Annotated in this window: 21 protein-coding genes; 13 read left to right on the top strand and 8 right to left on the bottom strand. The window is 43.8% G+C overall.

The window, feature by feature from the left end; all coding sequences use genetic code 11:
* Positions 1 to 252 precede the first annotated feature (252 nt).
* A complete protein-coding gene (locus RTR63_RS01390) occupies positions 253 to 1605 on the top strand; it encodes a S1C family serine protease (RefSeq protein ID WP_312522286.1) in 1353 nt (450 codons plus the stop codon).
* A gap of 89 nt (positions 1606 to 1694) precedes the next feature.
* Here the strand turns inward: RTR63_RS01390 and RTR63_RS01385 are convergent, their stop codons facing one another.
* From RTR63_RS01385 to rsgA, 5 genes are all read right to left on the bottom strand, one after another.
* Positions 1695 to 2495, bottom strand: coding sequence for a pteridine reductase (locus RTR63_RS01385; protein ID WP_312522284.1), 801 nt, complete (start codon positions 2493 to 2495; stop codon positions 1695 to 1697).
* A gap of 311 nt (positions 2496 to 2806) precedes the next feature.
* Entirely contained in the window at positions 2807 to 3238 is a 432-nt protein-coding gene (gene secB / locus RTR63_RS01380; RefSeq protein WP_050325070.1) for a protein-export chaperone SecB, read from the bottom strand.
* A gap of 153 nt (positions 3239 to 3391) precedes the next feature.
* Positions 3392 to 3652 carry a glutaredoxin 3 gene (grxC, locus tag RTR63_RS01375; protein WP_036589920.1) on the bottom strand — a complete coding sequence of 87 codons (261 nt, stop codon included), beginning with the start codon at positions 3650 to 3652 and terminating at the stop codon, positions 3392 to 3394.
* Between the two features lie 134 nt (positions 3653 to 3786).
* The gene (locus RTR63_RS01370; RefSeq protein WP_007114958.1) at positions 3787 to 4215 is read right to left on the bottom strand and encodes a rhodanese-like domain-containing protein; all 429 of its coding nucleotides are present in this window, start codon (positions 4213 to 4215) and stop codon (positions 3787 to 3789) included.
* Positions 4216 to 4346: 131 nt separating this feature from the next.
* Positions 4347 to 5417, bottom strand: a complete 1071-nt coding sequence (gene rsgA, locus RTR63_RS01365) for a ribosome small subunit-dependent GTPase A (RefSeq protein ID WP_312522282.1) — start codon at positions 5415 to 5417, stop codon at positions 4347 to 4349.
* 202 nt (positions 5418 to 5619) lie between these two features.
* Here rsgA and orn point away from each other — a divergent pair, with 202 nt between their 5' ends.
* On the top strand, positions 5620 to 6171 hold the full coding sequence (orn, locus tag RTR63_RS01360) for an oligoribonuclease (protein ID WP_312522280.1): 552 nt from the start codon (positions 5620 to 5622) through the stop codon (positions 6169 to 6171).
* A 477-nt stretch (positions 6172 to 6648) separates the two neighbouring features.
* The gene (locus RTR63_RS01355) at positions 6649 to 7413 is read left to right on the top strand and encodes an SDR family NAD(P)-dependent oxidoreductase (protein ID WP_312522278.1); all 765 of its coding nucleotides are present in this window, start codon (positions 6649 to 6651) and stop codon (positions 7411 to 7413) included.
* 134 nt (positions 7414 to 7547) lie between these two features.
* Here the strand turns inward: RTR63_RS01355 and hemP are convergent, their stop codons facing one another.
* Positions 7548 to 7712 (bottom strand): hemin uptake protein HemP, encoded by a 165-nt coding sequence (gene hemP, locus RTR63_RS01350; RefSeq protein WP_007114963.1) that lies wholly within the window; start codon positions 7710 to 7712, stop codon positions 7548 to 7550.
* 152 nt (positions 7713 to 7864) lie between these two features.
* Between hemP and RTR63_RS01345 the strand changes: the two genes are divergently transcribed.
* From RTR63_RS01345 to obgE, 4 genes are all read left to right on the top strand, one after another.
* Entirely contained in the window at positions 7865 to 8884 is a 1020-nt protein-coding gene (locus tag RTR63_RS01345) for an NUDIX domain-containing protein (protein WP_312522276.1), read from the top strand.
* 149 nt (positions 8885 to 9033) lie between these two features.
* The gene (locus RTR63_RS01340) at positions 9034 to 9627 is read left to right on the top strand and encodes a lipocalin family protein (protein ID WP_007114965.1); all 594 of its coding nucleotides are present in this window, start codon (positions 9034 to 9036) and stop codon (positions 9625 to 9627) included.
* A 126-nt stretch (positions 9628 to 9753) separates the two neighbouring features.
* Positions 9754 to 11106, top strand: a complete 1353-nt coding sequence (locus RTR63_RS01335; RefSeq protein WP_312522273.1) for a glyceraldehyde-3-phosphate dehydrogenase — start codon at positions 9754 to 9756, stop codon at positions 11104 to 11106.
* 152 nt (positions 11107 to 11258) lie between these two features.
* A complete protein-coding gene (gene obgE / locus RTR63_RS01330; RefSeq protein ID WP_203172067.1) occupies positions 11259 to 12479 on the top strand; it encodes a GTPase ObgE in 1221 nt (406 codons plus the stop codon).
* Positions 12480 to 12552: 73 nt separating this feature from the next.
* Here the strand turns inward: obgE and RTR63_RS01325 are convergent, their stop codons facing one another.
* On the bottom strand, positions 12553 to 13434 hold the full coding sequence (locus RTR63_RS01325; RefSeq protein WP_312522271.1) for a DegV family protein: 882 nt from the start codon (positions 13432 to 13434) through the stop codon (positions 12553 to 12555).
* 312 nt (positions 13435 to 13746) lie between these two features.
* Between RTR63_RS01325 and proB the strand changes: the two genes are divergently transcribed.
* From proB to clpA, 6 genes are all read left to right on the top strand, one after another.
* Positions 13747 to 14895 carry a glutamate 5-kinase gene (proB, locus tag RTR63_RS01320; RefSeq protein WP_312522322.1) on the top strand — a complete coding sequence of 383 codons (1149 nt, stop codon included), beginning with the start codon at positions 13747 to 13749 and terminating at the stop codon, positions 14893 to 14895.
* A 150-nt stretch (positions 14896 to 15045) separates the two neighbouring features.
* Positions 15046 to 16155: a uroporphyrinogen decarboxylase gene (gene hemE / locus RTR63_RS01315; protein WP_312522269.1), complete on the top strand. Its 1110-nt coding sequence runs from the start codon at positions 15046 to 15048 to the stop codon at positions 16153 to 16155.
* A gap of 21 nt (positions 16156 to 16176) precedes the next feature.
* Complete coding sequence (argC, locus tag RTR63_RS01310) at positions 16177 to 17244, top strand: N-acetyl-gamma-glutamyl-phosphate reductase (protein WP_188874992.1); 1068 nt, start codon at positions 16177 to 16179, stop codon at positions 17242 to 17244.
* 289 nt (positions 17245 to 17533) lie between these two features.
* Positions 17534 to 18394, top strand: a complete 861-nt coding sequence (locus tag RTR63_RS01305) for a hypothetical protein (RefSeq protein WP_312116364.1) — start codon at positions 17534 to 17536, stop codon at positions 18392 to 18394.
* A 42-nt stretch (positions 18395 to 18436) separates the two neighbouring features.
* Entirely contained in the window at positions 18437 to 18910 is a 474-nt protein-coding gene (locus RTR63_RS01300) for an ATP-dependent Clp protease adaptor ClpS (protein WP_312522267.1), read from the top strand.
* A 393-nt stretch (positions 18911 to 19303) separates the two neighbouring features.
* A complete protein-coding gene (gene clpA / locus RTR63_RS01295) occupies positions 19304 to 21763 on the top strand; it encodes an ATP-dependent Clp protease ATP-binding subunit ClpA (protein ID WP_312522265.1) in 2460 nt (819 codons plus the stop codon).
* Positions 21764 to 21883: 120 nt separating this feature from the next.
* On the opposite strand, the gene RTR63_RS01290 is transcribed toward clpA, so the two are convergent.
* Positions 21884 to 23035 (bottom strand): AAA family ATPase, encoded by a 1152-nt coding sequence (locus RTR63_RS01290; protein WP_312115159.1) that lies wholly within the window; start codon positions 23033 to 23035, stop codon positions 21884 to 21886.
* Between the last annotated feature and the right edge of the window lie 93 nt (positions 23036 to 23128).

The following is a 23128-nucleotide window of genomic DNA, read 5'->3' as shown; positions in this document are numbered from 1 at the left end:
TGCCAATATAGCATTAATATAGCGATAGCTTTCAAAACCGCAGTCACAGTAATGACTGCGGTTTTTTTATGATAATCCAGTCCTCAACAAAGCCAACCCTTACCCTTATTGAAGCCAGTAATATCAAAGATATCTTTTGAAACAAAACTAATAAAAAATCGGCTCAACTCACCAAATAATCAGTGTTAGACTAAACCGTATTTTTCGCTCAAACCCGTCTATTTTCTGACCTATCGTTGAGAAACGTTGACTATGACAGACCCCCGTTCAGACAAGCCTTTGGAAACCCCACCTGTTTTGCCGCCTACGTATCGTAAACCTAACAAATTTACTCTAATACTACCCTGGATTTTGTTACTACTAGTGCTGTTGGCGGGCTTGTGGATGATGACCAAGCCACAGTTGCCTTGGCAAAAAAATCAAGCGGTGGTAGCCAGTCAGCCCGGGTGGCAGCCGCCGAAATCTGAGCCTGTCGATACCAAAAAACTCGGTGACAATCCAAATGCTGCGGTGGCATCTTATCACAATGCTGTCGCTGTCGCTGCGCAGTCAGTCGTCAATATCTATACCACGCAAAAAATCGAGGAGCATCCCTATATGAATGACCCGATGATGCGCCGCTATTTTGAATATCACGGTATCCCTAATGGCGAAAGCGATAATACCAATTTAGGCTCGGGTGTCATTATTTCGCAAGATGGCTATATCGTCACCAACTCGCATGTGATTTCCAAAGCCGATAACATTATCGTGATGCTCAATGATGGTCGCAAAGCAACCGCAAAAGTCATCGGCAACGATGTGGAAAGTGATTTGGCGGTGATTAAGGTTGATTTGACAGGGCTGAAACCCTTAGGATTTCGTGAACAGTCGACCCAGGTGGGCGATGTGGTGTTGGCAATTGGCAACCCGTTTGGGGTCGGTCAAACCGTCACCCAAGGTATTATCTCGGCAACGGGGCGCACGGGACTGGGTATCAACACGGTGGAAGATTTTATCCAAACCGATGCCGCTATCAATCCCGGTAACTCAGGGGGTGCGCTGGTCGATGCTTATGGTCAGCTGGTTGGTATCAACACCGCGATTTTTTCACGCTCGGGCGGCTCGATGGGGATTGGATTTGCGATTCCTACCGAGATTGTTAAGCTTGTGATGAATGGCATTATTAAAAATGGTAAAGTGCACCGCGGCTGGCTTGGGATTGAATTACAAAGTTCGATGAAAGACCCAACCAAACTCAGTGATGACACGCAGGGCGTTGAAGTGATGAACGTGATGCGTGATGGTCCTGCTGCCAAAGCGGGCTTGCAAAAAGGGGATATCATCACCGCAATGGATAATAAACCTGTCAATGATGCCAATACACTGATTCAATTGGTCGCACGTAAAGCACCCAACAGTGTGGTCAATCTACAAGTGATGCGTAATAAAGCGCAAAGCAGCGTCAATGTGACCCTAGGTGAAAGACAACCCCAAGAAGCTTTGACCGAGCTACCCACGTCACAAAACTTTGACCAAAACAATGACAGTGCTAATCAAAATGGCGCCAGCAATGAGGATGACATTCGAGCAGAATTAATGGAATTACTGAAAAAACATCATTAAACGTTATTTAAAACTTCAAAAGTTTACTGCGTTGCGGTTAATTGGGTACTTTACCTGCTCTGGCTGCCGGCTGTGGTTATTTGCTGTCATTACCTGCTTTCATTACCAGCTAAGGTCAAACCACGCCCGCCATCCACGGCAATAATCTGCCCTGTGATATACGGGGCAGCTGCCAAAAATACCGCCACTTGCGCGATATCTTGCGGTGTGCCAATTCTTTTTAATGGTACGGCGCGGCAGATTTTGTCAATCGTCTCAGCGGTGAGCGCTTGCTCAGTGCCTTCCATGGGTAAAATGTTAATACCCGGTGCAATGCCATTGACGCGGATATCGGGCGCTAGTTCGATTGCTAGCGACTGCACCATCATTTGGTGCGCGGCTTTTGCCATGTTATAGACCGTATAACCCCCAAATGGCTTGCCATTGGCGTGAATATCCAAAATGCTGATAATACAGCCTTGCGATTTTTTTAGATAAGGGTATAAATACTGGCTGATAAATAACGGAGTTTGCGCATTGGTCAAAAATAAATTTTGCCAGTCTTGCTGAGAGATTTGACCAAAGGGCGTCGGGTAAAACCGTGAGGCATTATGAACCAAACAATCCAATCGACCAAAACTGTTGATTATGCGCCAAGTCAATTGTGGCAGCATTTCAAAATCCTCTAAATCCCCTTGCACGCTTTTTGCTGACTCTGGGCGAATGGCATTACAGTGATCAACAAGTTCCATGGCTTCTGATTCACTGGTATGGTAATGGATAATGATATTATAATTGGCTTGGTGCAGTGCCAGCACAAGCGCCCGACCAATTCGTTTGGCGCCACCTGTGACACACGCCACGCGGCACGGATTGGATACTTCGCTCATCGCTGCTTGATTCAACATCATTTGCTACCTATGGCTATTTGATTAATCGGTTTGTCGTTTTAATCATTCATGCTTTAATCCATATGAGCCCAATTGGTTGGGATTGGAAAACCCCATGATTATCACACACCTTAAACGAGCGACACAACTTTATCAAGCGCTGCAGGATTATCAGCAAAGCACCCATGCCTTTAGCCAAAGCATCACCAAATGGCGCACCAAGTCCTAACGATTTACCTTAAATTTACATAAAAAAAGAGCAGGGCTTAGCCTGCTCTTAATTTTTGACACTTAAAAATTAGTTAGCTTTAAAATAGTTAACTTTAAAAAAATTAGTTACCTTGCTCAAGCGTTTGTTGATAGGCTTGGTCAAAATTGACTGGCGCAAGTAACAATTGTGGGAAACTACCACGGGTCACAATGTCACTGACCACTTCACGGGCATAAGGGAACAATACGTTTGGACAATACGCACCTAAAATTGCGCCCAATTGTTCTTCAGGGATATTTTGCAACATAAAGATGCCCGCTTGGTGTACTTCTGCGATAAACGCGGTTTCCCCACCGTTATTGGCAGTCACATTAACGGTTAATATTACTTGGTAGTGGTCATCGTCCAATTTTTCAGCGGCACTTGATAGGTTGATATCAAGCTCTGGTTGCCATTCACGGGTAAATACCTCTGCACCCGGTACTTCTAATGACATATCTTTAACATAGATACGTTCTAGCGCCAGTTGTGGTAAGTTTTGTTCGTCTGCCATGATAGTGTCCTCAATTAACTGTTTTTACGGGAATTATAACAATATGACAGCTTTAAATTTTTCTAAAAACTAGTCTAAAAACTATCAACTGTATTTATAATGGGGGTTATTTATCTAGTAAAGTTCTAGTAAATTTTTTTAATCTGCGAACGATTAATCCGCTAATAAACCATCAAGTTTGCCTTGACGCTCAAGACCAGCGAGTTGGTCATAACCACCAATGAAATTATCACCAATAAAAATTTGCGGTACTGTGCGATAATTATTGGTTTTTTGCGCCAATGCCTGACGTTCTTCTGTGGTCACATCATACATGTTAACTTCTTCAAATGCTTGACCTTTGTTTTTTAATAGCATTTTAGCTTGCATACAGTAGGGGCAAGTCGGTGTGGTATAAATTTTCACCATAGCCATAACAATCTCCTTATTTCTAGATTTTTTAAAATGGGTTAAAAGCTTATTATCAGATACCGATGAGATAATAAAGCGTTATTGATGGTTATGGGGCTTGGCGATTCAAATTTCAAATTGTGAACAGCCAACCAGTCTTATTTGGTTTTGCCGGACACGGTTTTTTCTACCACTAAAGGTAAACCTGCGGCTTGCCAATTGGTAATACCACCATCGAGACGATAAACGTTGTCGTTACCAATCATTGCCACTGCGGTACCTGCAGTCATACCCATTTGGCAAACGATGATAATAGGATGGTCAGCACTACGAAGTGCGTCAACGTGATCTTTTAGCTCAGTAAACGGGATATTGCGGCTGCCTTTGATATAGCCTTTTTCAAAATCTTTTCGTGGGCGGATATCAATCAGCTGAGCGTTTTGGTTGTTAACCATCAAGCCCACTGCATTTGGATTGATTTTTTTGCCGCCGCGTTTGTTCTCAAGCATAAAAAATAGCACAATTAGCACAAACATGGTGCCAAATAAAAATGGGTGATGACCCATAAACTCAAACCAACGTTCCAAGATATCCTCCACAGGGGCATTGCTTCAAAATTATCGTTTGATTGCCCATAAAAAATTGACTGTATTATAACGGTAGTTGTCAATTTTAAGAAACTTTTATTTAGTCTAATATTTAGTCTAAAATCGCAAGCTTAAAAATCCTGCGAGGCCGCTTCTTGTTGCAGGAGTACCAAATTCTCCACCCGCCTTGCTAGCACCTGTCCGTCTGCTACTGCCTGCCACATCGCACAATTGGGCGTGGACTCGGTATGTTTGCAATCGCGAAAACGGCAGTAGGGGGCAAGCGGCGCAAGCTCGATAAAGCCTTGTAAAATATCATCAGGGGTCAAATGCCAAAGCCCATATTCGCGAATACCGGGCGTATCAATAATGGCACCTTTGCTGAGCGCCATCGGGTCAAACGCTAAAAATCGGCTGGTAGTGGTGGTATGTTGACCCAACTGTGAAATGGTTGAAATTTCATTGACTGATTGTCCCGCGGCAGGCAATAACTGATTGACCAAGCTGCTTTTACCAACCCCTGATTGACCAGCAAAAATCACATTCTTGCCGGCAACGGTGTTTTTTAGGTGGGTTAAGTCACCACTCGATTGGGTCACCAAGGTGGCGTAGCCAAGCTGTTGATAGGCTGACAGTAGCTCTGTCACCTCGCTATGACTACCATCTGCCAACAAATCGGCTTTATTTAAAATCAGTAATGGCGTGATGTCTGAGTGATGGCAAGCCACCAAATACCGATCAATCAGCTGGGCAGACGGCAGCGGCAGCGGCGCAAATACGACTGCTAAAATATCGACATTGGCGGCGATGGGTTTGAGCTTGTGGTAACGGTCAGGGCGGTTGATGATGCTTTGTCTATCATAAATCGCTTCAATACGCCCAAGTCCTGTATTTGGGTCAGCGACAAAACGGACTTTATCCCCAGTGGCAATCAGTGGCAAGTTAGTACGGGTGTGACAACGCCAAACACTGTGCAGGGTGATGGGTTGCCAAAATGGTTCTGGCTCGTTAGCGGCGACAATCGGTTTTTCAGGCAGGGTTTGCGGTAAGCTAATGGCTTGGACTTCGAGCTGCTTGCCAAAGTTTGCGACAACAATGCCATCCATCAGCTGGGCATCGTCCAGCACTTGCTGGGATTTTTGTTGTTTTTGGATGCGGCGGGTTTGCTGGTCAGTGAGTTTACGTTTACGGATTAACGCCATACGCTATCCACTACATCAGCCACTAGGGGATTTTTTACCATACTAACACCTTATAAAATTTTGCAATACTTTTAGACACTGCTACATGGGCATGTATGGCTACATGAGCACGCATGAGCAATCGCCAACAAAACCGATATTTTACCTGTAAAATCTGCTAAGATGGCGGATTATTTGTTAAAGAGTATGAAAAGGCAACAGTATGGCGGTTGATAAAAAACATCTGATTTGGATTGACCTTGAAATGACAGGTCTAGATACCCTCAAAGATACTATCATCGAGATAGCGACGATAGTGACTGACAGTGAACTCAATATCTTAGCCGAAGGTCCTGTGTTTGCCATCCATACGCCTGACATTGTGCTCAACAGCATGGATGATTGGAACACGCGCCAACATGGGCAATCGGGACTGATTGACCGTATTCGCCGTAGTAACGTGACGATGGCTCAAGCAGAAACCGAAACCATTGCATTTTTGAGTAAATATGTCGAATCAGGACGCTCACCGATGTGTGGCAATTCGATTTGCCAAGACAGACGGTTTTTGGCACGGCAAATGCCGACGCTTGAGCGGTTTTTTCATTACCGCAACTTAGATGTGTCAACGGTCAAAGAGCTGGCTTATCGCTGGCGCCCCGATATTTTGTCAAGCTTTGAGAAAAAAGGCAATCATTTGGCACTTGATGATATCCGTGATTCAATTCGTGAACTGCGCCACTATAAAGAGCACTTTTTTAAGTTTATTGGTTAACAGTAAAATTTTTAAAACGATACAATTCATATCATAATACTTGAAATTATCCAAAATTTTAGGCATTATAAGCTGACAAAAGGAATTTGTTAGCTTGACTTGAGACAAGTAAATCGAAATACAAGTGAATCAGCGTGAGTGTAAATCAGCAATAGTTGCGAGCCCATCGTCAAAAAACTGGTTGTATCAACTCAAATTTATTTCAACCCAGATTTATTTGAAGTCAGCGTTATTTTAAGTCAGCTGGTGACCGTTGACACTGGTACTCATTCCTATCTCATGGACGACATTAGGAACCTATCATGGACAATTTTGACACCCAAACCCCGCAATCTGTTTATTTCTTTGGGGGTGAAAAAAGGCGATCGGGTATCAACCATGCTGCCCCGTACACCGACAGCCATAACCGTGAAAAATTTAATCACATAAACCCACTGCTTTTAACACCAACAAAAATAACAGGTTAACGGAAAAACAATGCAAGTACAAAATAATACATTTTTGGTCACAGGCGGCGCGTCAGGTCTAGGTGAGGCGACAACCCGTTATTTGGTGGCGCATGGCGCAAATGTTATCATCGCCGATTTGAACCAAGAAGCCGGTGAGAAATTAGTGGCTGAATTGGGCGATAAAGCGATTTTTGCAAAATGTGACGTCACCAGCGAAGCGGATGTCAAAAACGCGATTGAGGCGGGTGTGACCAAATTTGGTAAATTATCAGGGTCAATCAACTGTGCCGGTATCGTGTTGGTGCAAAAATTACTGGACAAAGAAGGCAATCCAGCCGATTTAACCACCTTTGCCCGTGGTATCCAGATTAACCTCATCGGTACTTTTAATGTGGCGCGACTGGCAGCGGCTGCGATGGCAAAAAATACTGCAGACAATAATGAAGATAAAGGTGTGATTATCAACACCGCTTCAATTGCCGCATTCGATGGTCAAGTCGGGCAAGGCAGTTACTCGTCATCTAAAGCAGGCGTGGTGGGCTTAACCTTACCACTCGCGCGTGAGCTGCAGCGCCATCAAATACGTATCATGACCATCGCCCCAGGGGTGTTCGGTACACCGATGATGGCAAGCCTGCCAGAAGCTGCCCGTACCAGTCTTGAGCAAGCGGTTCCTTTTCCCAAACGTTTGGGCAATCCAGAAGAATTTGCTAAATTGGTGGCCCATATCATCGAAAATAGCTATCTTAATGGCGACGTCATTCGTTTGGACGGCGCTATTCGCATGGGTTAATTTAGGTGATTGTTACCAGTAACTGCGCACAGTGACTGGCAACAGAGCCTATCAATTTAGCCATTTAAAAAAGCCACTCTGAAGAAGATTGGCTTTTTTTATTAACAATTTCACCGGGACTATTTGGTAAGTCACTATTTGGTGAGTATTAGGCGGTTATTACGGGTCAATCGAAGACGGTATTCTTCGCCGTCATGCTGAATGCGAATCTCTTTGGTCAGCGCAAATAAATGATTGGAATATAGCGTAGGCAAGGAACTTTGTTGGATGAGATTGGCGCGATTTAATAAATGTAGCATAGGATACTCCTTTTCTCTGGAAGTGGGGCGAATAGTGTTTTTAATTGATAATGATTATCATTTATATTTAATGGGTCGTCAAGTGACTTTTTTCACTTTTTCATCAAATCTAATGCTTTATAATGGGTAACAATCAACAGTTTGAGAAAAATATGTCAAAAGTCGTTAATGTGGCAGTCGCGGTGATACATTTTAACAATCAATATTTATTGGGATTTCGCCATACCAATCAACACCAAGGCAATCGCTATGAATTTGTTGGGGGGAAAATTGAGCCAGATGAAACCCCAAAACAAGGGTTAGTCCGTGAAGTCCATGAAGAGATTGGCTTGGATATCGCGCAAAATACCGCAGTCAAAATGGGGGTGATACGCCATGATTATGCTGATAAAAGCGTGGCATTGCACGTTTTTAAAATTCAAGTGAGTCAAGCCCAGTTTGATGGTTTACAACAGGGTATAGGCAAGGAGGGTCAAGCGGTCACATGGGTGCACCAGTCAGACTTAGTCGCCAATCAGTACGCGCTGCCCGATGCCAATGCCCGCATTTTAGAGTGGTTAAAATTGCCCAATGCGATTTATATCACGCAGCCCTTAGATCACTTCATTGGTGTGGATAAGTGGGTTGATTTTTATAGCCAAAAACTGCCTCAAGATGCCCATTGTTATCTTCGCCCGCAAACCAGCGATGAAAATGCCACCGCTATGATTGATGGCTTACTAAGGATAAGAGCGGATATCACCCCGATTATTCAATATGCAACACTAGCGTGCTTATTTAAGTGCTTACCTGAGCGATTAGATGCGTGGTTAAAAAACGGCATGGTGCATTTGAATCACCAACAACTCATGACGCTTGATTTCTCAAGCTTATCAAAAAATTGTCGCTATTTTGCCAGTTGCCATGACCAACATAGCCTAAGCAGATTAAATACCTTGGCGACATCGCATACTGTCATGGGCTGTTTTTTATCGCCGGTGAAAGCCACGCTGACACACCCAGAAACCTTTCAAAGTGGGGGCATGGGCTGGCAAGCGTTCGGCGAATTAGCAAAGCTTAGTGATGTGCCGGTGTTTGCGCTAGGCGGAGTAGGGCAGGCAGATTTAGCCACCGCCTATGAGCATGGGGCGATGGGAGTCGCGGGTATTCGGTTATTGGTCGACAAGGTATAAAAACTAGCCAACAGGTTGACAATAGCGCATTCACTGTAACAACTGGCTGACAAAAAGTGCCCCAATAGTCACCGTTTGAGCGTTTATTTTGGGCTAAAATGACTACTTTAATGCGCAATAACACTGAGTAAAATAAGGTGATATAGACAATGAAAATAATGAGTAAAAAAACGCTAGCAGCGGCAGGTATTGCAGGTACATTAATTGCGATGAGTGCTTGTTCCACTACACCGACAACCGAAACCACCGCCAAGTCCACAGGCGTTGGTAAAGCTCAGGCAGTGCAAAGCGTTGATTTAAACCGTTATGCGGGCAAATGGTACGAAATTGCCCGTTTGCCGATGTTTTTTCAGCGTAACTGTGCCAGTGATGTCACCGCCACTTACACCCTACAACCGACAGGCAAGGTGGAAGTCAATAACCAATGTATGGGCAAAGATGGCAAACCCATGCAAAGCATTGGTGAAGCCACCAAAAATGGCGACAGTGGCAGTAAACTTAAAGTTACTTTCTTGCCGCAAGGACTGCGTTGGTTGCCTGTTGGTAAAGCCGATTATTGGGTGCTTGCTTTAGACCCCAATTATAACCATGCGTTGGTGGGTACGCCAAATCAAAAATACTTGTGGATTTTGTCACGCACGCCCACGATAGATGAAGACACTTATCAAACAATGGTCGCTACCGCAAAATCTCAAGGCTACGATGTCAGTAAATTGCAAAAAACCGCACAAAATAGCCGATAAGCTAGGTAGTTGAAACACCCTGCTTTAAAATTGCTAAAACGCCTAAATTCCGTTACAATTTAGGCGTTTATTTATTGCTGCATTTTCCACAGATTTTATTTTTCCTTCACAAAAAAAGGTCATACTATGTCTGCCAATCTTTACCAAGACCACCTCACTACTCGCAAAAATCAAGAAGCCCAAGCGGTTCAGTTACTAGTTGAGCTAAATACCCTAGCCAATAAAGGCGTCAATGTGTTGTTTTTTGGCAACCGCATTGCCCTAAACCTTGTTGATATCATCGCTCATCATGACAAAAACGCCCTTAACATCGCTGATACACTCGCTTTTGCCACCGCGTTAAACGACCAAAATCTAAGCCATACCACGGTGGACTTGGGTCAAGCGCTCAAATCAGGTAAACAAGCCGATAGCTTTACCAGCGGTGACGAAGTGCCTGCGACAGATGTCGTGTTGTACGGTTTTGGTCGTATCGGTCGTATCTTGGCTCGTTTGCTGATGAGCCGTCCTGCCTCAGACAAAGGCTTACAATTAAAAGCCATCGTCGTCCGTCCAGCCGGTGAAGCAGATTTGGAAAAACGTGCAAGCTTGCTTGAGCGTGACTCGGTACATGGCTGGTTTGATGGCTCAGTGGTGGTGGATAAAGCAAACAGCGGTATCATCGCCAACGGTCGTTTTATCAAAGTCATTTATGCTGCTGACCCAAGCGAAATCGACTACACGTCTTATGGTATTGACAATGCCTTAATCATCGACAACACCGGTAAATGGAAAGATGAAGCAGGTCTTGGCAAGCATTTACAGTCAAAAGGTGCCAAAAAAGTGCTATTGACTGCGCCAGCGTCAGGCGATATCAAAAACATCGTCTATAATGTCAATGACGACACCATCGGCAGTGATACCATCGTGTCAGCGGCAAGCTGTACCACCAATGCGATTACCCCTACGCTCAAACTCTTAAACGATAAATACGGCATTGAAAACGGTCACATGGAAACCATCCATGCGTTCACCAATGACCAAAACTTGGTTGATAACCACCATAAAGCCGAGCGTCGTGGGCGTGCTGCAACCTTAAATATGGTAATGACAAGCACAGGCGCTGCCAAAGCGGTCAGTAAAGCGATTCCAGAACTAAAAGGCAAATTGTCAGGCAGCTCGGTACGTGTACCAACGCCAAACGTGAGCCTTGCGATTTTGAATTTGAATTTCAAAAACCCGGTCAATTCAAGCGATGAACTCAATGCCTTTATCAAAGAAGCCAGTCAGAGCGAACAATGGCAAGCGCAAATTGCTTATTCAGATTCGGATGAAGCGGTTTCTACCGACTTTGTGGGCTGTGAAAAAGTGGCGATTTGGGACGCCAAATCTACGCTTGCTCAAGAGAACCGTGCAGTGATGTACCTATGGTATGACAACGAAATGGGCTATAGCACCCAAGTATTGCGTGTCGCTGAAACCATGGCGAAAAATGTCTAAGTGTTCCTAAGCGTTAAGGACGATTACAAGACCGCTCAAGTTTGGGCGGTTTTTTATTGAATAAATTTTCAAACATCGATTGTGTTGAAATTTTTCTTGCTAAAATTCATGCTATAATATTTGGTTATCCAAGAATTTAAGGAAAGTCTTCAATGCGTTTTATCGATGAAGCAATCGTAACAGTCAAAGCAGGCGACGGCGGCAATGGTATCGTCAGTTTTCGCCGAGAAAAATACGTCCCCAAAGGCGGCCCCGATGGTGGTGATGGCGGCAAAGGCGGTGATGTGTATGTGGTGTGCGACGACAACACCAATACCCTCGTCGATTACCGGTTTACACGTCGCTATGATGCCAAACGCGGCGAAAATGGCGGCGCCAAAAACTGTTCAGGTCGTGGGGCAGATGATATCTATCTATCTGTGCCCATCGGTACCACCGTCGTTGATACTGAAACAGGTGAGGTCTTAGCAGACTTGACCAAAAAAGGGCAAACGGCGAGGATTGCCAAAGGCGGTGACGGCGGGCAAGGCAATACCCATTTTAAAACCTCCACCAATCAAGCACCACGACGTGCCACCCCAGGTTTTGCAGGTGAATTAAAAGTCTTGAAGTTTGAGCTAAAAGTGGTAGCGGACGTAGGTCTTATCGGTCTGCCAAACGCGGGTAAATCCACCTTTATTCGTCAAGTCTCTGCTGCCAAACCCAAAGTTGCCAATTATCCGTTTACCACTTTGGTACCGAATCTAGGTGTCGTGGATGTGGGCAAACACCGCTCATTTGTTATGGCAGATATCCCAGGACTGATTGAAGGCGCCTCTGAAGGGGCTGGACTGGGTATTCGCTTTTTAAAACACGTCGCTCGTACCCGTCGATTATTGCATCTTGTCGATGTACAGCCCATTGATGGTAGCGACCCTGTGGCAAACGCCCAAGTGATTTTTAATGAGTTAGAAAAATTCTCGCCAGAGCTGTCAAAACTGCCACAAATTTTGATTTTAAACAAAATCGACCAAGTGCCCGAAGAGTCATTAAACCAACTTTGCACTCATATCGTGGCAGAGCTTGGTTGGACAGGGATGGTTTTTCGTACTTCCACGCTCACAGGGGAAGGGGTTGATGCCGTGGTTTGGCATTTGATGAATGAAATCGAGCAAGAGCGCGAGATGGAAGAAACTGATCCCGACTTTGCTGAAAGTCAGCGGTTGCGTTTTGAACGACTGGAAGCGGAAGTGCGCGCCAATACGGAAGAGCAAAAAGAAGCATATCGTGCCAAACGTAAAGCTGAGCGTGAAGGTCGCGCATTGGATGAAGATGATTTTGATGACGACGACTACGATGACGATGATGGCGTGGAAGTAGTATACGCACCTTAGCGGTGATGGAAATAGCTTTAAAAAGGTTAGCCCGGGCTAACCTTTTTATTAAGTGAATTTAGATAAGGACGGGTCATTTTTTTAATGCTTTGACAATATGCGGTAATTCACCATAAAACACCCCAATGCCTGTCCCCATCAAGCCATGATTGGCAAGCGAAATAGTCGACACGCGAATGACAAGCAAATCATCCCAACCAAAATGGGTCGCTAATATTTTTTTAAAAAATTCGGTACTTTCATGATGCCCCGTATCTGTCAAATAGATAAACGCGGGTTGATTTGCGGCAAGTTTTTCGATGGTTTTTCCCATGGTGATCAGGGTTTTTTCAAGCTTGCGCACTTTTTCCACCGCGATAATCTCGCCAATTTGATTAATTTGCATAATCGGTTTAATATCAAATAAGTTGGCAACAAATGCGGCAGGGGCGGACAATTTTTTGTTGCGAATAATATAGTCCAAGTCACTGAGGGTAAATAAAAATTCACTGCGACGTCGCAAATCGTCAAGTTTTTTTGCCACGTTTTCAAACGATTCACCTTGTTCAATCAACACTTTTGCCTCGTACGCCAGCGCCCCTTCAGCAATATTGAGTGTTTTGGTGTCATACACAAAGATGTGCAGACGATTGGCATAATGTACTTTGAGTTCTTCTAGCATGGGCAAGGTTTGGCTAAATTTGGACGAGATGCCGCAAACAAATACCGCAGTGACTCCGCGAGCAATCAAATCATTAAACAACAGATGCATTTCATGGATGGATGGCGGAAATGTACTCGCTACCGATTTGAGGTTGGTTTTCATGATGGTTGCTAGGCGCTCACTGGTGATATTTTTACCATCGATAAAATCAACGTTATTGATGTTTACGTGTAAGCGCAGAATGTCCATGCCTTGCGACAATCCGAGGGCTTCAAGACAAGATGAGGAGGTGGTGACAACAGCTCTTTTCATAAATTTGATAAACCCAGTAGCCCATGAAGATGAGCAAATTTATATAAAAGCAAAGTTGATAGCAAGTTATCCTCATCTAAATTGAGAAAACTTCAAGTCGATATTTTTTAGTTGACAATGTCAATTTTTTTTTCGATGGTTGCTATTTAATTGGGATAAAAATGCGTATGGCAAAAACGTGTGATATTTAACGGCTACCGGCATCGATTAGCATTTATAAACCCAGTAAAAATTGTTACAATGCTCAGCCAAGCCATTATGGCATTTAATTTGATTAAAAAATTGCACTTGACTGATTATGACTATCAACTTATGACTGCCACCGCCTCACCTAACTCAACTAAAAAAGCCCTTAAGTCCAACACCATTGTGGTAAAAATTGGTTCATCGCTACTGACCAATAATGGTAAAGGCTTGGATCGCACCGCAATTTATGAATGGGCGAAGCAAATTGCCAAGCTGCATAATGAAGGCTACCAAGTATTGCTAGTGTCCTCAGGGGCAGTGGCGGAAGGGGTGGTGCGGATGAATTTGGAAGAACGCCCCAAAAAATTACAAGCCTTGCAAGCCTGCGCCGCCATTGGGCAGATGGGCTTGATTGAAACTTGGTGGTCGGCGTTGATTCAGTATGGTGTACAAAGCGCGCAGTTGCTACTGACACATGACGATCTTGCCAATCGAAATCGTTATCTCAATACCGCTAGTACGTTAAATCAGCTACTTGAATGGCGAGTGCTACCGGTCATTAATGAAAATGACACCGTCAGTGTCGATGAAATCAAATTTGGTGATAATGACAGTCTAGGTGCGATGGTGGCAGCCATGGTCAAAGCTGATTTATACATTATATTGACCGACCAGCAAGGCGTATTCACCGATAACCCTCGCACCAACCCGGATGCGAAGCTGATTAAGAGCGAACGGGCAATGGCAGATTATTTGTTTGACGTGGCGGGAGATGGTGGCAAATTGGGTCGTGGCGGCATGATTACCAAAATTCGTGCGGCAAGGCTTGCGGCAATGGGTGGTTGTCCCACCGTGATTGTCAGCGGCAGCATCGATAACGTGATTAATCGCGTGGTCAAAGGGGAATCCTTAGGTACGATGCTCACCACCAATGACGATGATAAACGCATTGCCAAAAAACAATGGCTAGCCGCGCATCTGCGTATGGCAGGTCGCTTGGTGATTGACGATGGCGCAGTGGATGCCATCATTAAAAATAACAAAAGCTTATTGCCTGTCGGGGTGATTGAAGTGCAAGGTGATTTTGATGAGGGCGATGTGGTGGAGTGCGTTGATAAAACAGGGGTACGTATCGCGGTCGGTCAGGTGGATTTCTCATCAAGTGAAGCTAAGCGCATCGCTCGCAAACGCAATAGCGACATCGAAGCGATTTTGGGTAAAAATGAGGAACGCCACGTGATGGTACATCGTGATAATATGGCGATTATCGTATAATTTTCGACAATTTTTGATTGAAATTTAACTAATTTTAGACTGATTCAATAGTATTTTTACCCAATAGTATGTTTACCCAATAGTATTTTTAGCCAAGATTATTTTTACCCAAGATTATTTTTACCCAAGATTATTTTTAAAGGCAACGACATGACCCATAATTTTCCGATGTTAAAAAATGACCGTATTTTAAGAGCCATGCGTTTTGAATCCGTGGATGTGACCCCAGTGTGGATGATGCGACAAGCCGGTCGATATTTGCCTGAGTATAAAAAAACCCGTGCCCAAGCCGGTGACTTTCTATCGCTTTGCAAAAATACCGATTTGGCGACGGAAGTCACCATTCAGCCATTTCGCCGTTTTGAGTTGGATGCGGCGATTTTGTTTAGTGATATTTTAACCATTCCTGATGCGCTCGGTTTGGGTCTGTATTTTGAAGCAGGGGAAGGCCCAAAATTTCACAAAACTGTCAGAAGCATGGCAGAGGTTGAAGCCTTGCCAACCGTCGCGATGGCAGATGCACTTGACTATGTGATGAAAGCGGTGACCAGTATTCGTCATGCGCTGGCAGGCCGTGCGCCATTATTTGGCTTCTCGGGTAGTCCGTGGACGCTAGCGACCTATATGATTGAAGGCGGTAGTTCTAAAGAATACCGCTATGCCAAAGCCATGTTGTATGGCGAGCCTGAAACCTTGCATGCGCTGCTCGCTAAAATCACTGATGCTGTGATTGATTATTTGCTAGCGCAGATAGCAGCGGGGGCGCAGTTATTACAAATTTTTGATAGTTGGGGTGGGGCATTGGCGCATCGCCAATTTGTTGAATTCTCGCACCATTACAATACTAAAATTGTCGCGGCGATCAAAGCAACATACCCAGAGGTACCTGTGGTACTATTTACCAAAGGTGGCGGCTTGTGGTTAGATACCCAATGCCACAGTGGCGCGGATGCGCTAGGACTTGATTGGACGATGCCACTAGATAGAGCCCGCAGCATCGTCTTTGAACAACAAAAAGAATTGACCAAATTGCACAAAAAGCTGCATACAGGCATCGCGCTGCAAGGTAATCTTGACCCCGCGACATTATTTGCATCGCCTGAGCATATTCGCCAGCAGACGCATTTGATGCTACAGGACGCCTACAGCCTCGGTGATAAAACAGGCTATATAGCAAACTTAGGTCACGGTATTAACCAATGGGTTAATCCTGACCATGCCAAAGCTTTTATTGATGCGGTGCATGAATATAAACTTTAATACCAACATCAGGAGACGACCATGATCAAAGTAGGTATTGTCGGTGGCACAGGCTACACTGGCGTAGAGCTAATTCGACTATTGAGTCGTCATCCACAGGCACAAGTGACGATGCTGACATCGCGCTCAGAAGCGGGCCGACGCGTTGATGATATGTTTCCAAGTTTGCGGGGCGTGACCGATTTAACGTTTTCGGATTTGGATGAAAAAAAATTAGCAGCATGTGATGTGGTATTCTTTGCTACGCCCCACGGCGTTGCCATGAAGCATGCCAAATTTTTAACCGAAAATGGCACTAAAGTCATCGATTTGGCGGCAGATTTTCGTTTGCAGTCGCTACAAGATTTTGAAACTTGGTATAAACTTGAACATACTTGCCCCGATATTTTAAAAGAAGCTGTGTATGGGTTACCCGAAGTCAATCGTGATGCCATTGCCAAAGCCAAGGTCATTGGCAACCCAGGTTGTTATCCCACCACGGCGATTTTGGGATTAAAACCACTAATCGACGCCCAAAACAGCCAGCAGCAGGCATTGATTGAGCCTTGGATTATTATTGATGCCAAATCAGGCGTCTCAGGTGCAGGTCGCCAAGCCAAAATGAATTTGTTATTTAGCGAGACATCGGATAGTTTTAGCGCCTATGGCGTGGCAGGTCATCGTCACGCTCCAGAGATTAGCCAAGGGATTGACCAAATATTGGGTCAAAGCAAACGCTTTCAGTCGCATGATATCCGCTTTGTACCCCATTTAGTACCCATGATTCGCGGTATGTTTACCACGATTCATGTTCGCTTGACGGCGGCGGGTCAAGCGTTAGATTTACAATCTTTATATGAAACCAGCTATCAAAACGAATATTTTGTAGACGTCATGCCAAAAGGGATGTACCCAGATACCCGTAGTGTACGGGGTAGCAACTATTTAAGAATTGCGGTGCAAACACTAGAAAATAGCCCGATGGCGACGATTTTGGTGGTACAAGATAATTTGGTCAAAGGTGCGGCAGGACAAGCCGTGCAAAATATGAACGTGATGTTTGGGCTTGCAGAGCAAACAGGGTTGGCGTTAGTTGCCGTCGTGCCTTAAGTTATTTCTTTAATAAGTGGTTTTCTTAAGCTATTTATGGTCAGCCTATTTAAAAATGTTAATGCCATAACAAGCATTGCTTTATTTTTTTTAGCCAAAAAAATATGACGCTATGATGAAATGGGCTAACTTTATTATTTTTTCAGTCAATAAATTTAGCTGAATTCATCATAATTTTTGTTTATAATGGGGTTCGCTTTAATGGATGTCATATTCATCAACCCTTTTTGAGCTATCATCAGTACTGTGATTATCCATGTTTTGATCGTTTTTCAATTTGAGTATCTCTATGGATTTGCCCGAAGATAATAACTCTTCTCAATCTTTGCCAGAAGCACAACGCAATTATATTGCCCAACCCAACAAGGTGTCGGGGTGGCTGATTGCGTTTGGGGTTAGTTTGTTGTTAGTTGCCATCATTGCACTGGTGTTAGGTCAACGCATTGGTTATCATCGCGGCTTGAGCTTTGCTGCTGAAGAAGCGAAAAAAACCGCCGCAGGTCTTGAAATCTCAGCAGAAAACATTAAATCATTAAAGCTAAAATCTGATACGTTACAAAGCCAATTAACCACTGCGCAGCAAGAGCGTGATATCAGCTTGGCGAACCTATCAGCGCTGCGTACCGATATTCAAGATCTAAAAGTCACCAACTTACAGCTTGAACAAGGTCAGCAATTCTTAACCACGTCGCTTGCCAAAAAAGGCGGTATGAGTTTACAAGTCATCGGGGCAAAAATCGCACCATTGCCAGAAAATGCCTATGAATACCGCTTTGATGTCGGTATGGTCGATCCATCAAATCAGCCAAAAAATCTGATACCAAAATTGACCTTGCTCGATGAAGTTAATATGGTCGAAGTCCCATTGCAACCTAATAGTTACTCGATTCATGGGATTGCAAGAATTCGCGGGCGTTTTTTGATGCCCAAAAACTTTGTACCCAAACAAGTGAAACTTGAATTAGCCGCCGGCAACCAAAAAACTGAGCAAGTGTATGATTGGCAACTCGGTCAACCGATTGATAACATGCCATATACGCTTGAAGAAACGCCTGAAGCGGATAAACGACCTGTGAGTTCGACCGATAGCACGCCAGTGGCAAGCACAGCCAATACGCAAAAACCTGCCGCAACGACTGCTGTAAAGTAGTATAATCAATGTTTCGTCTAATCTTAGGTAAATGTTCAATTAATGATGCTTCAAACGCTTAATTTTTCTCGTCAATCAGTTGTATCACAGCCAACCACCACGAATATGGATTGGCACCTACCGGCATGGTTGCCAACGCAGTCCCCTAAACAGCTACCTAACCAATCACCAAATTCATTGCCAGCGCGTTTGACCGACATAGAAGGCGAGCCAAATACCGACCCCGTCGAAGATGTGCTATTGGCTGACCCTGAACTGAAAAAACCACAGATGTATGCGGTGGTCATGTATAACGATGACTATACGCCGATGGAATTTGTGGTGGATGTTTTACAAAATCATTTTAAACATTCGCTAGATTCAGCTATCAGTATTATGCTTGCCATTCATCAACAAGGCAAAGGAATTGCCGGTATATACCCTAAAGACATCGCAGAAACCAAAGCCCAAGCCGTTAACCGTGAAGCGCGTCAGGCAGGTTATCCGTTACTGAGTCAAATTGAGCCGCAAGGTTAGTGGCAGTTTGCTATTTAACCCAGTTTTATTTTTGGTGGCACCTCCTTTCTATTTTTTATTCATCATTGAATTTTTTGCCATTTTAAAACCCGCCATTAACTACGTTTTATCACTTGAATTTATTAGCAATGTCATTATATTAAACGTAATGATTTTGATTTTTCCCATTTTGTCATCTTTCATTTTTACTTCCTTTTAACCGAACTTAGCATGATTAGCCAGATATCCATAAGATATTTGGTGCTGAGGTGACGGCAAATGAAACTTGAGAAAACATCAACGCAAATAACCATCAACACCTATAACGACATCAAACCAATCAATTAGATAACGCATGATTTTTCAAGTAGGGCAAAATCAAAAACCGTCGGTGACAAGTATTAAGGACATCTTATGTTAAGTTTAGAATTACAAAGCACGTTGCGGTTGGTAGTGACACTTGCAAAACAACGTGCACATGAATATTTAACGGTCGAGCATCTGCTATTGGCACTGTTAGAGAATGAAAATGCGGTAGAAGCCTTGGTGGCTTGTGCAGTCAATGTGGATCAGCTTGGCAAAGATTTGACCCAGTATATTGATGAACATACCCCAACGGTCGATATCAACGAAGATTACTCGCCACAACCAACGCGCAGTTTTGACCGTATCTTGCAGCGGGCGATTTTTCATGTGCAATCGGTTGCCAGCAGCCGTTTGGTGGAAGGCTCAGATTTGCTAGTGTCTATGTTCTCAGAGCATGACACCTACGCGGTGTACCTACTTAAAAAACAAGGGGTGACGCGACTTGAGTTGACCCAGTACTTATCGCATGGTCAAGACAAAAAAGTGCGCGACAAATTAACCAGTGTTGAAACTGAAGAAACGGGTGAAAAAGCCAATAAAGACCCATTGACTGAATTTACCGTTAATCTCAATCAAAAAGCCTCTACGGGTGGCACCGATCCGTTAATTGGTCGCCAAGCAGAAATCGAGCGTACCGCGCAGATTTTATGCCGCCGCCGCAAAAATAATCCGCTACTGGTGGGTGACCCAGGGGTGGGTAAAACGTCGATTGCGGAAGGCTTGGCATGGTTGATTGTCAATGACAAAGCACCAAAACCATTATCAGGCTGTGTGGTATATAGTTTAGATATTGGTGCGCTGATTGCCGGTACAAAATACCGCGGTGATTTTGAAAAACGGATGAAAGCGCTATTAGATGCCTTAAAAGCCAAGCCCAATGCGATTTTATTTATTGACGAAATCCATATGATTATCGGCGCAGGCTCATCGATGAGCAGCAATATGGATGTGTCAAATTTAATCAAACCTGCGTTGGCATCCGGTGAGCTGCGTTGTATCGGCTCAACCACCTTTACCGAATACCGCCAAGTGTTTGAAAAAGACCATGCCTTAAGTCGTCGTTTCCAAAAAGTTGATGTCAACGAGCCATCCATTGATGAAACGATTGATATTCTACGCGGTCTGAAAAAACAATATGAGAAATTCCATAACGTCAGCTATACCGATCAGGCGCTACAAAGTGCGGTGCATCTGGCGGTAAAACACATTCACGAACGCTTTTTACCTGACAAAGCCATTGATGTGATTGATGAAGCGGGTGCATTTGTTCGCCTGCAAAAACAAGCCGAAAATCAGGTTGAATCTACTGTGGACAGCAATCAATCCACTGATAATGTCGCAAATGACAAGTTATCAAATCAGCCTGTGGTGGATGAAGACGCACTTGTCGATGACTTAGATGTTAGCCATGCAGCGGATGGTGTTGTCGAACCTGAGGCTATGTTAAGCGAAGCCGACAATAAAGTGATTGACGCGGCACAACAAAATGGCGAGGTGGTGATTGATGTTCCGCAAATTGAATACATTATCTCAAAAATTGCGCGTATCCCACCAAAATCCGTCTCAACGGATGACAAATCGGTGCTGCAAAATCTTGAAAGCAACCTAAAACATCTGGTGTTTGGTCAAGATGAAGCCATCAAAAACTTGGCAGATGCCATCAAGTTGTCACGTGCAGGCTTAAAACCAGATGATAAACCGATTGGTTCGTTTATGTTCGCCGGTCCTACCGGTGTCGGTAAAACGGAAGTCAGTCGTCAGTTAGCGAATTTGTTAGGCATTGAACTGGTTCGTTTTGATATGTCTGAGTATATGGAAGCACATACGGCGTCACGCTTGATTGGGGCACCGCCAGGCTATGTGGGCTTTGATCAGGGTGGTTTATTGACCGAAAAAATCAATCAATTTCCGCATTGTGTGCTATTGCTAGATGAGATTGAAAAAGCCCATCCTGATGTATTTAACTTGCTACTCCAAGTGATGGATCATGGCTCGCTCACCGACAATAACGGCCGCACATCAAGCTTTAAACAAGTGATACTGATTATGACCACCAACGTCGGCGCTGATAGCATCAGTCGCAACAGCATGGGCTTTACCAAACAAGACCATAGCCGCGACAATAGTGAAGCGATGAAACGGATGTTTACCCCAGAGTTTCGCAATCGTTTGGATGCCATCATTCAATTTAACCCATTGGATCAAAATGTCATTGTATCTGTGGTTGATAAGTTCTTGGTTGAGCTGCAAGCCCAGCTTGATGACAAGAAAGTGGTGCTTGAAATTGATGATGAGGTGAGAAATTATCTGGCAGAAAAAGGTTACGATCGTCTCATGGGTGCACGCCCAATGAACCGCTTGATTCAAGATGAAATCAAAAAACCATTGGCAGAGCAAATATTGTTTGGTGATTTGGTCAATGGCGGTACGATGTCGATTCGTATGAATGCAGATAAAACAGCGATTGAGCTTGTGCCCATTGATGAGAAGCAAATCGACAATGTTTAGTAATGTCTAGTATAAAAAAAGGAGCCAATTGCGCTCCTTTTTTTATGCTTACTGATTATGTTTAATGATTATACTTAATGACTATCGCTAATGATTATAATTAATGATTAGGCTTAATAGTTATACAAAACCAAATTTGGGTTTTTCTGCTGGTTTCTCTCGATAGGACAGATGATCCATGTTGGTTAACTCTGCCAATGAGTGCGGTTTATTGACGGTGATAGCTTTATCAATCGATGCCAAAAACGCGTTGGATTTTTCAACGGACAGTTCTTTGAATTTATACTCAGCTATCAATCGACCTTTACGCAGCAGCGCGGGGTCAATTTTTGAGATATCTGAGTTAAAGGTACAGATAAACTGACACTCCAACACATCCGACAGCATACCATCAGCAATGTTCAAAATCGCCGATACCACATCGGTATTGGCGTTATCAATGCTACGCTCGGCAATGTAGTTTTCACAGTCTTCAAGCACTAATACCGAGTTTTTGTTATCCACCAATAGTGACATAAATTCAGGGTTGGTCAAATACCCAATCATGGTAGTGGGCACAAAGATGAATTTTTTATTAGGCACTTGGCTGGTTAGCCATTTGATATAGTTAGTTTTACCTGAACCCGCCACGCCATGCAACAGTACCACGCCTTTACCATCATGATTGAGTGATTCTTTGATATGCTGATGCACGGGCAGAAAATCCTCGTGATACATGGTATCTAAATTGATGGGAAATGGCTTGATACGATGGGTTTTAAATACAAAACCATGGACTTCTTTAAGTAAAATAGATACTTTAGCCTCTTGCGACACATACTTTTGCAAGTACTCATCAAACACGTTTTTGACACTCGCCGCCGAATGCGGATTGGTCGAAATATAGTAAATACTGACGACTTTTAGCAGACCTGATTCAAAGATATATTCGTCATAGTCATTGGACAAATCTTCGTTGGTGAGCATGAACACTTCATATTTGGGATGAAAATAACAAGCTTCACGCTCATACAAGGTATTATTTTTATGCGAATAGGCGACGGTGGTAAAATCGGTACAACGCTCAAAATCTTTAAGCTGTTCTTTGCGAATCACCATATCATGGTTGCCAACATGTACCCCAGGGAAAATATCATCGAGTAGCGACTCAAAAGGGTTATATTTGCTAGCGTATTGGATGTTATCTTCAATGAGTTGAACGCTATAGGGCGGCTCAGAGGAGGCGCTAAGCAGCTTTCGCGGCTGATAATAGGGCGATTGTAAAATTTTCATAGGAATATAGGCTTATAAAAGGCAGTAGAAAAATTAACATAGTTAGCAATAAACAAGCTAACTATAGAGATGGGGCAGTTAATACTAGATGCA

The sequence above is a fragment of the Moraxella sp. CTOTU47724 genome (assembly GCF_032014955.1).
Classification (GTDB): Bacteria; Pseudomonadota; Gammaproteobacteria; order Pseudomonadales; family Moraxellaceae; genus Faucicola; species Faucicola tetraodonis.
Note: the sequence above shows the minus strand (reverse complement) of the source record. Positions and strands in the feature narration are given on the sequence as shown.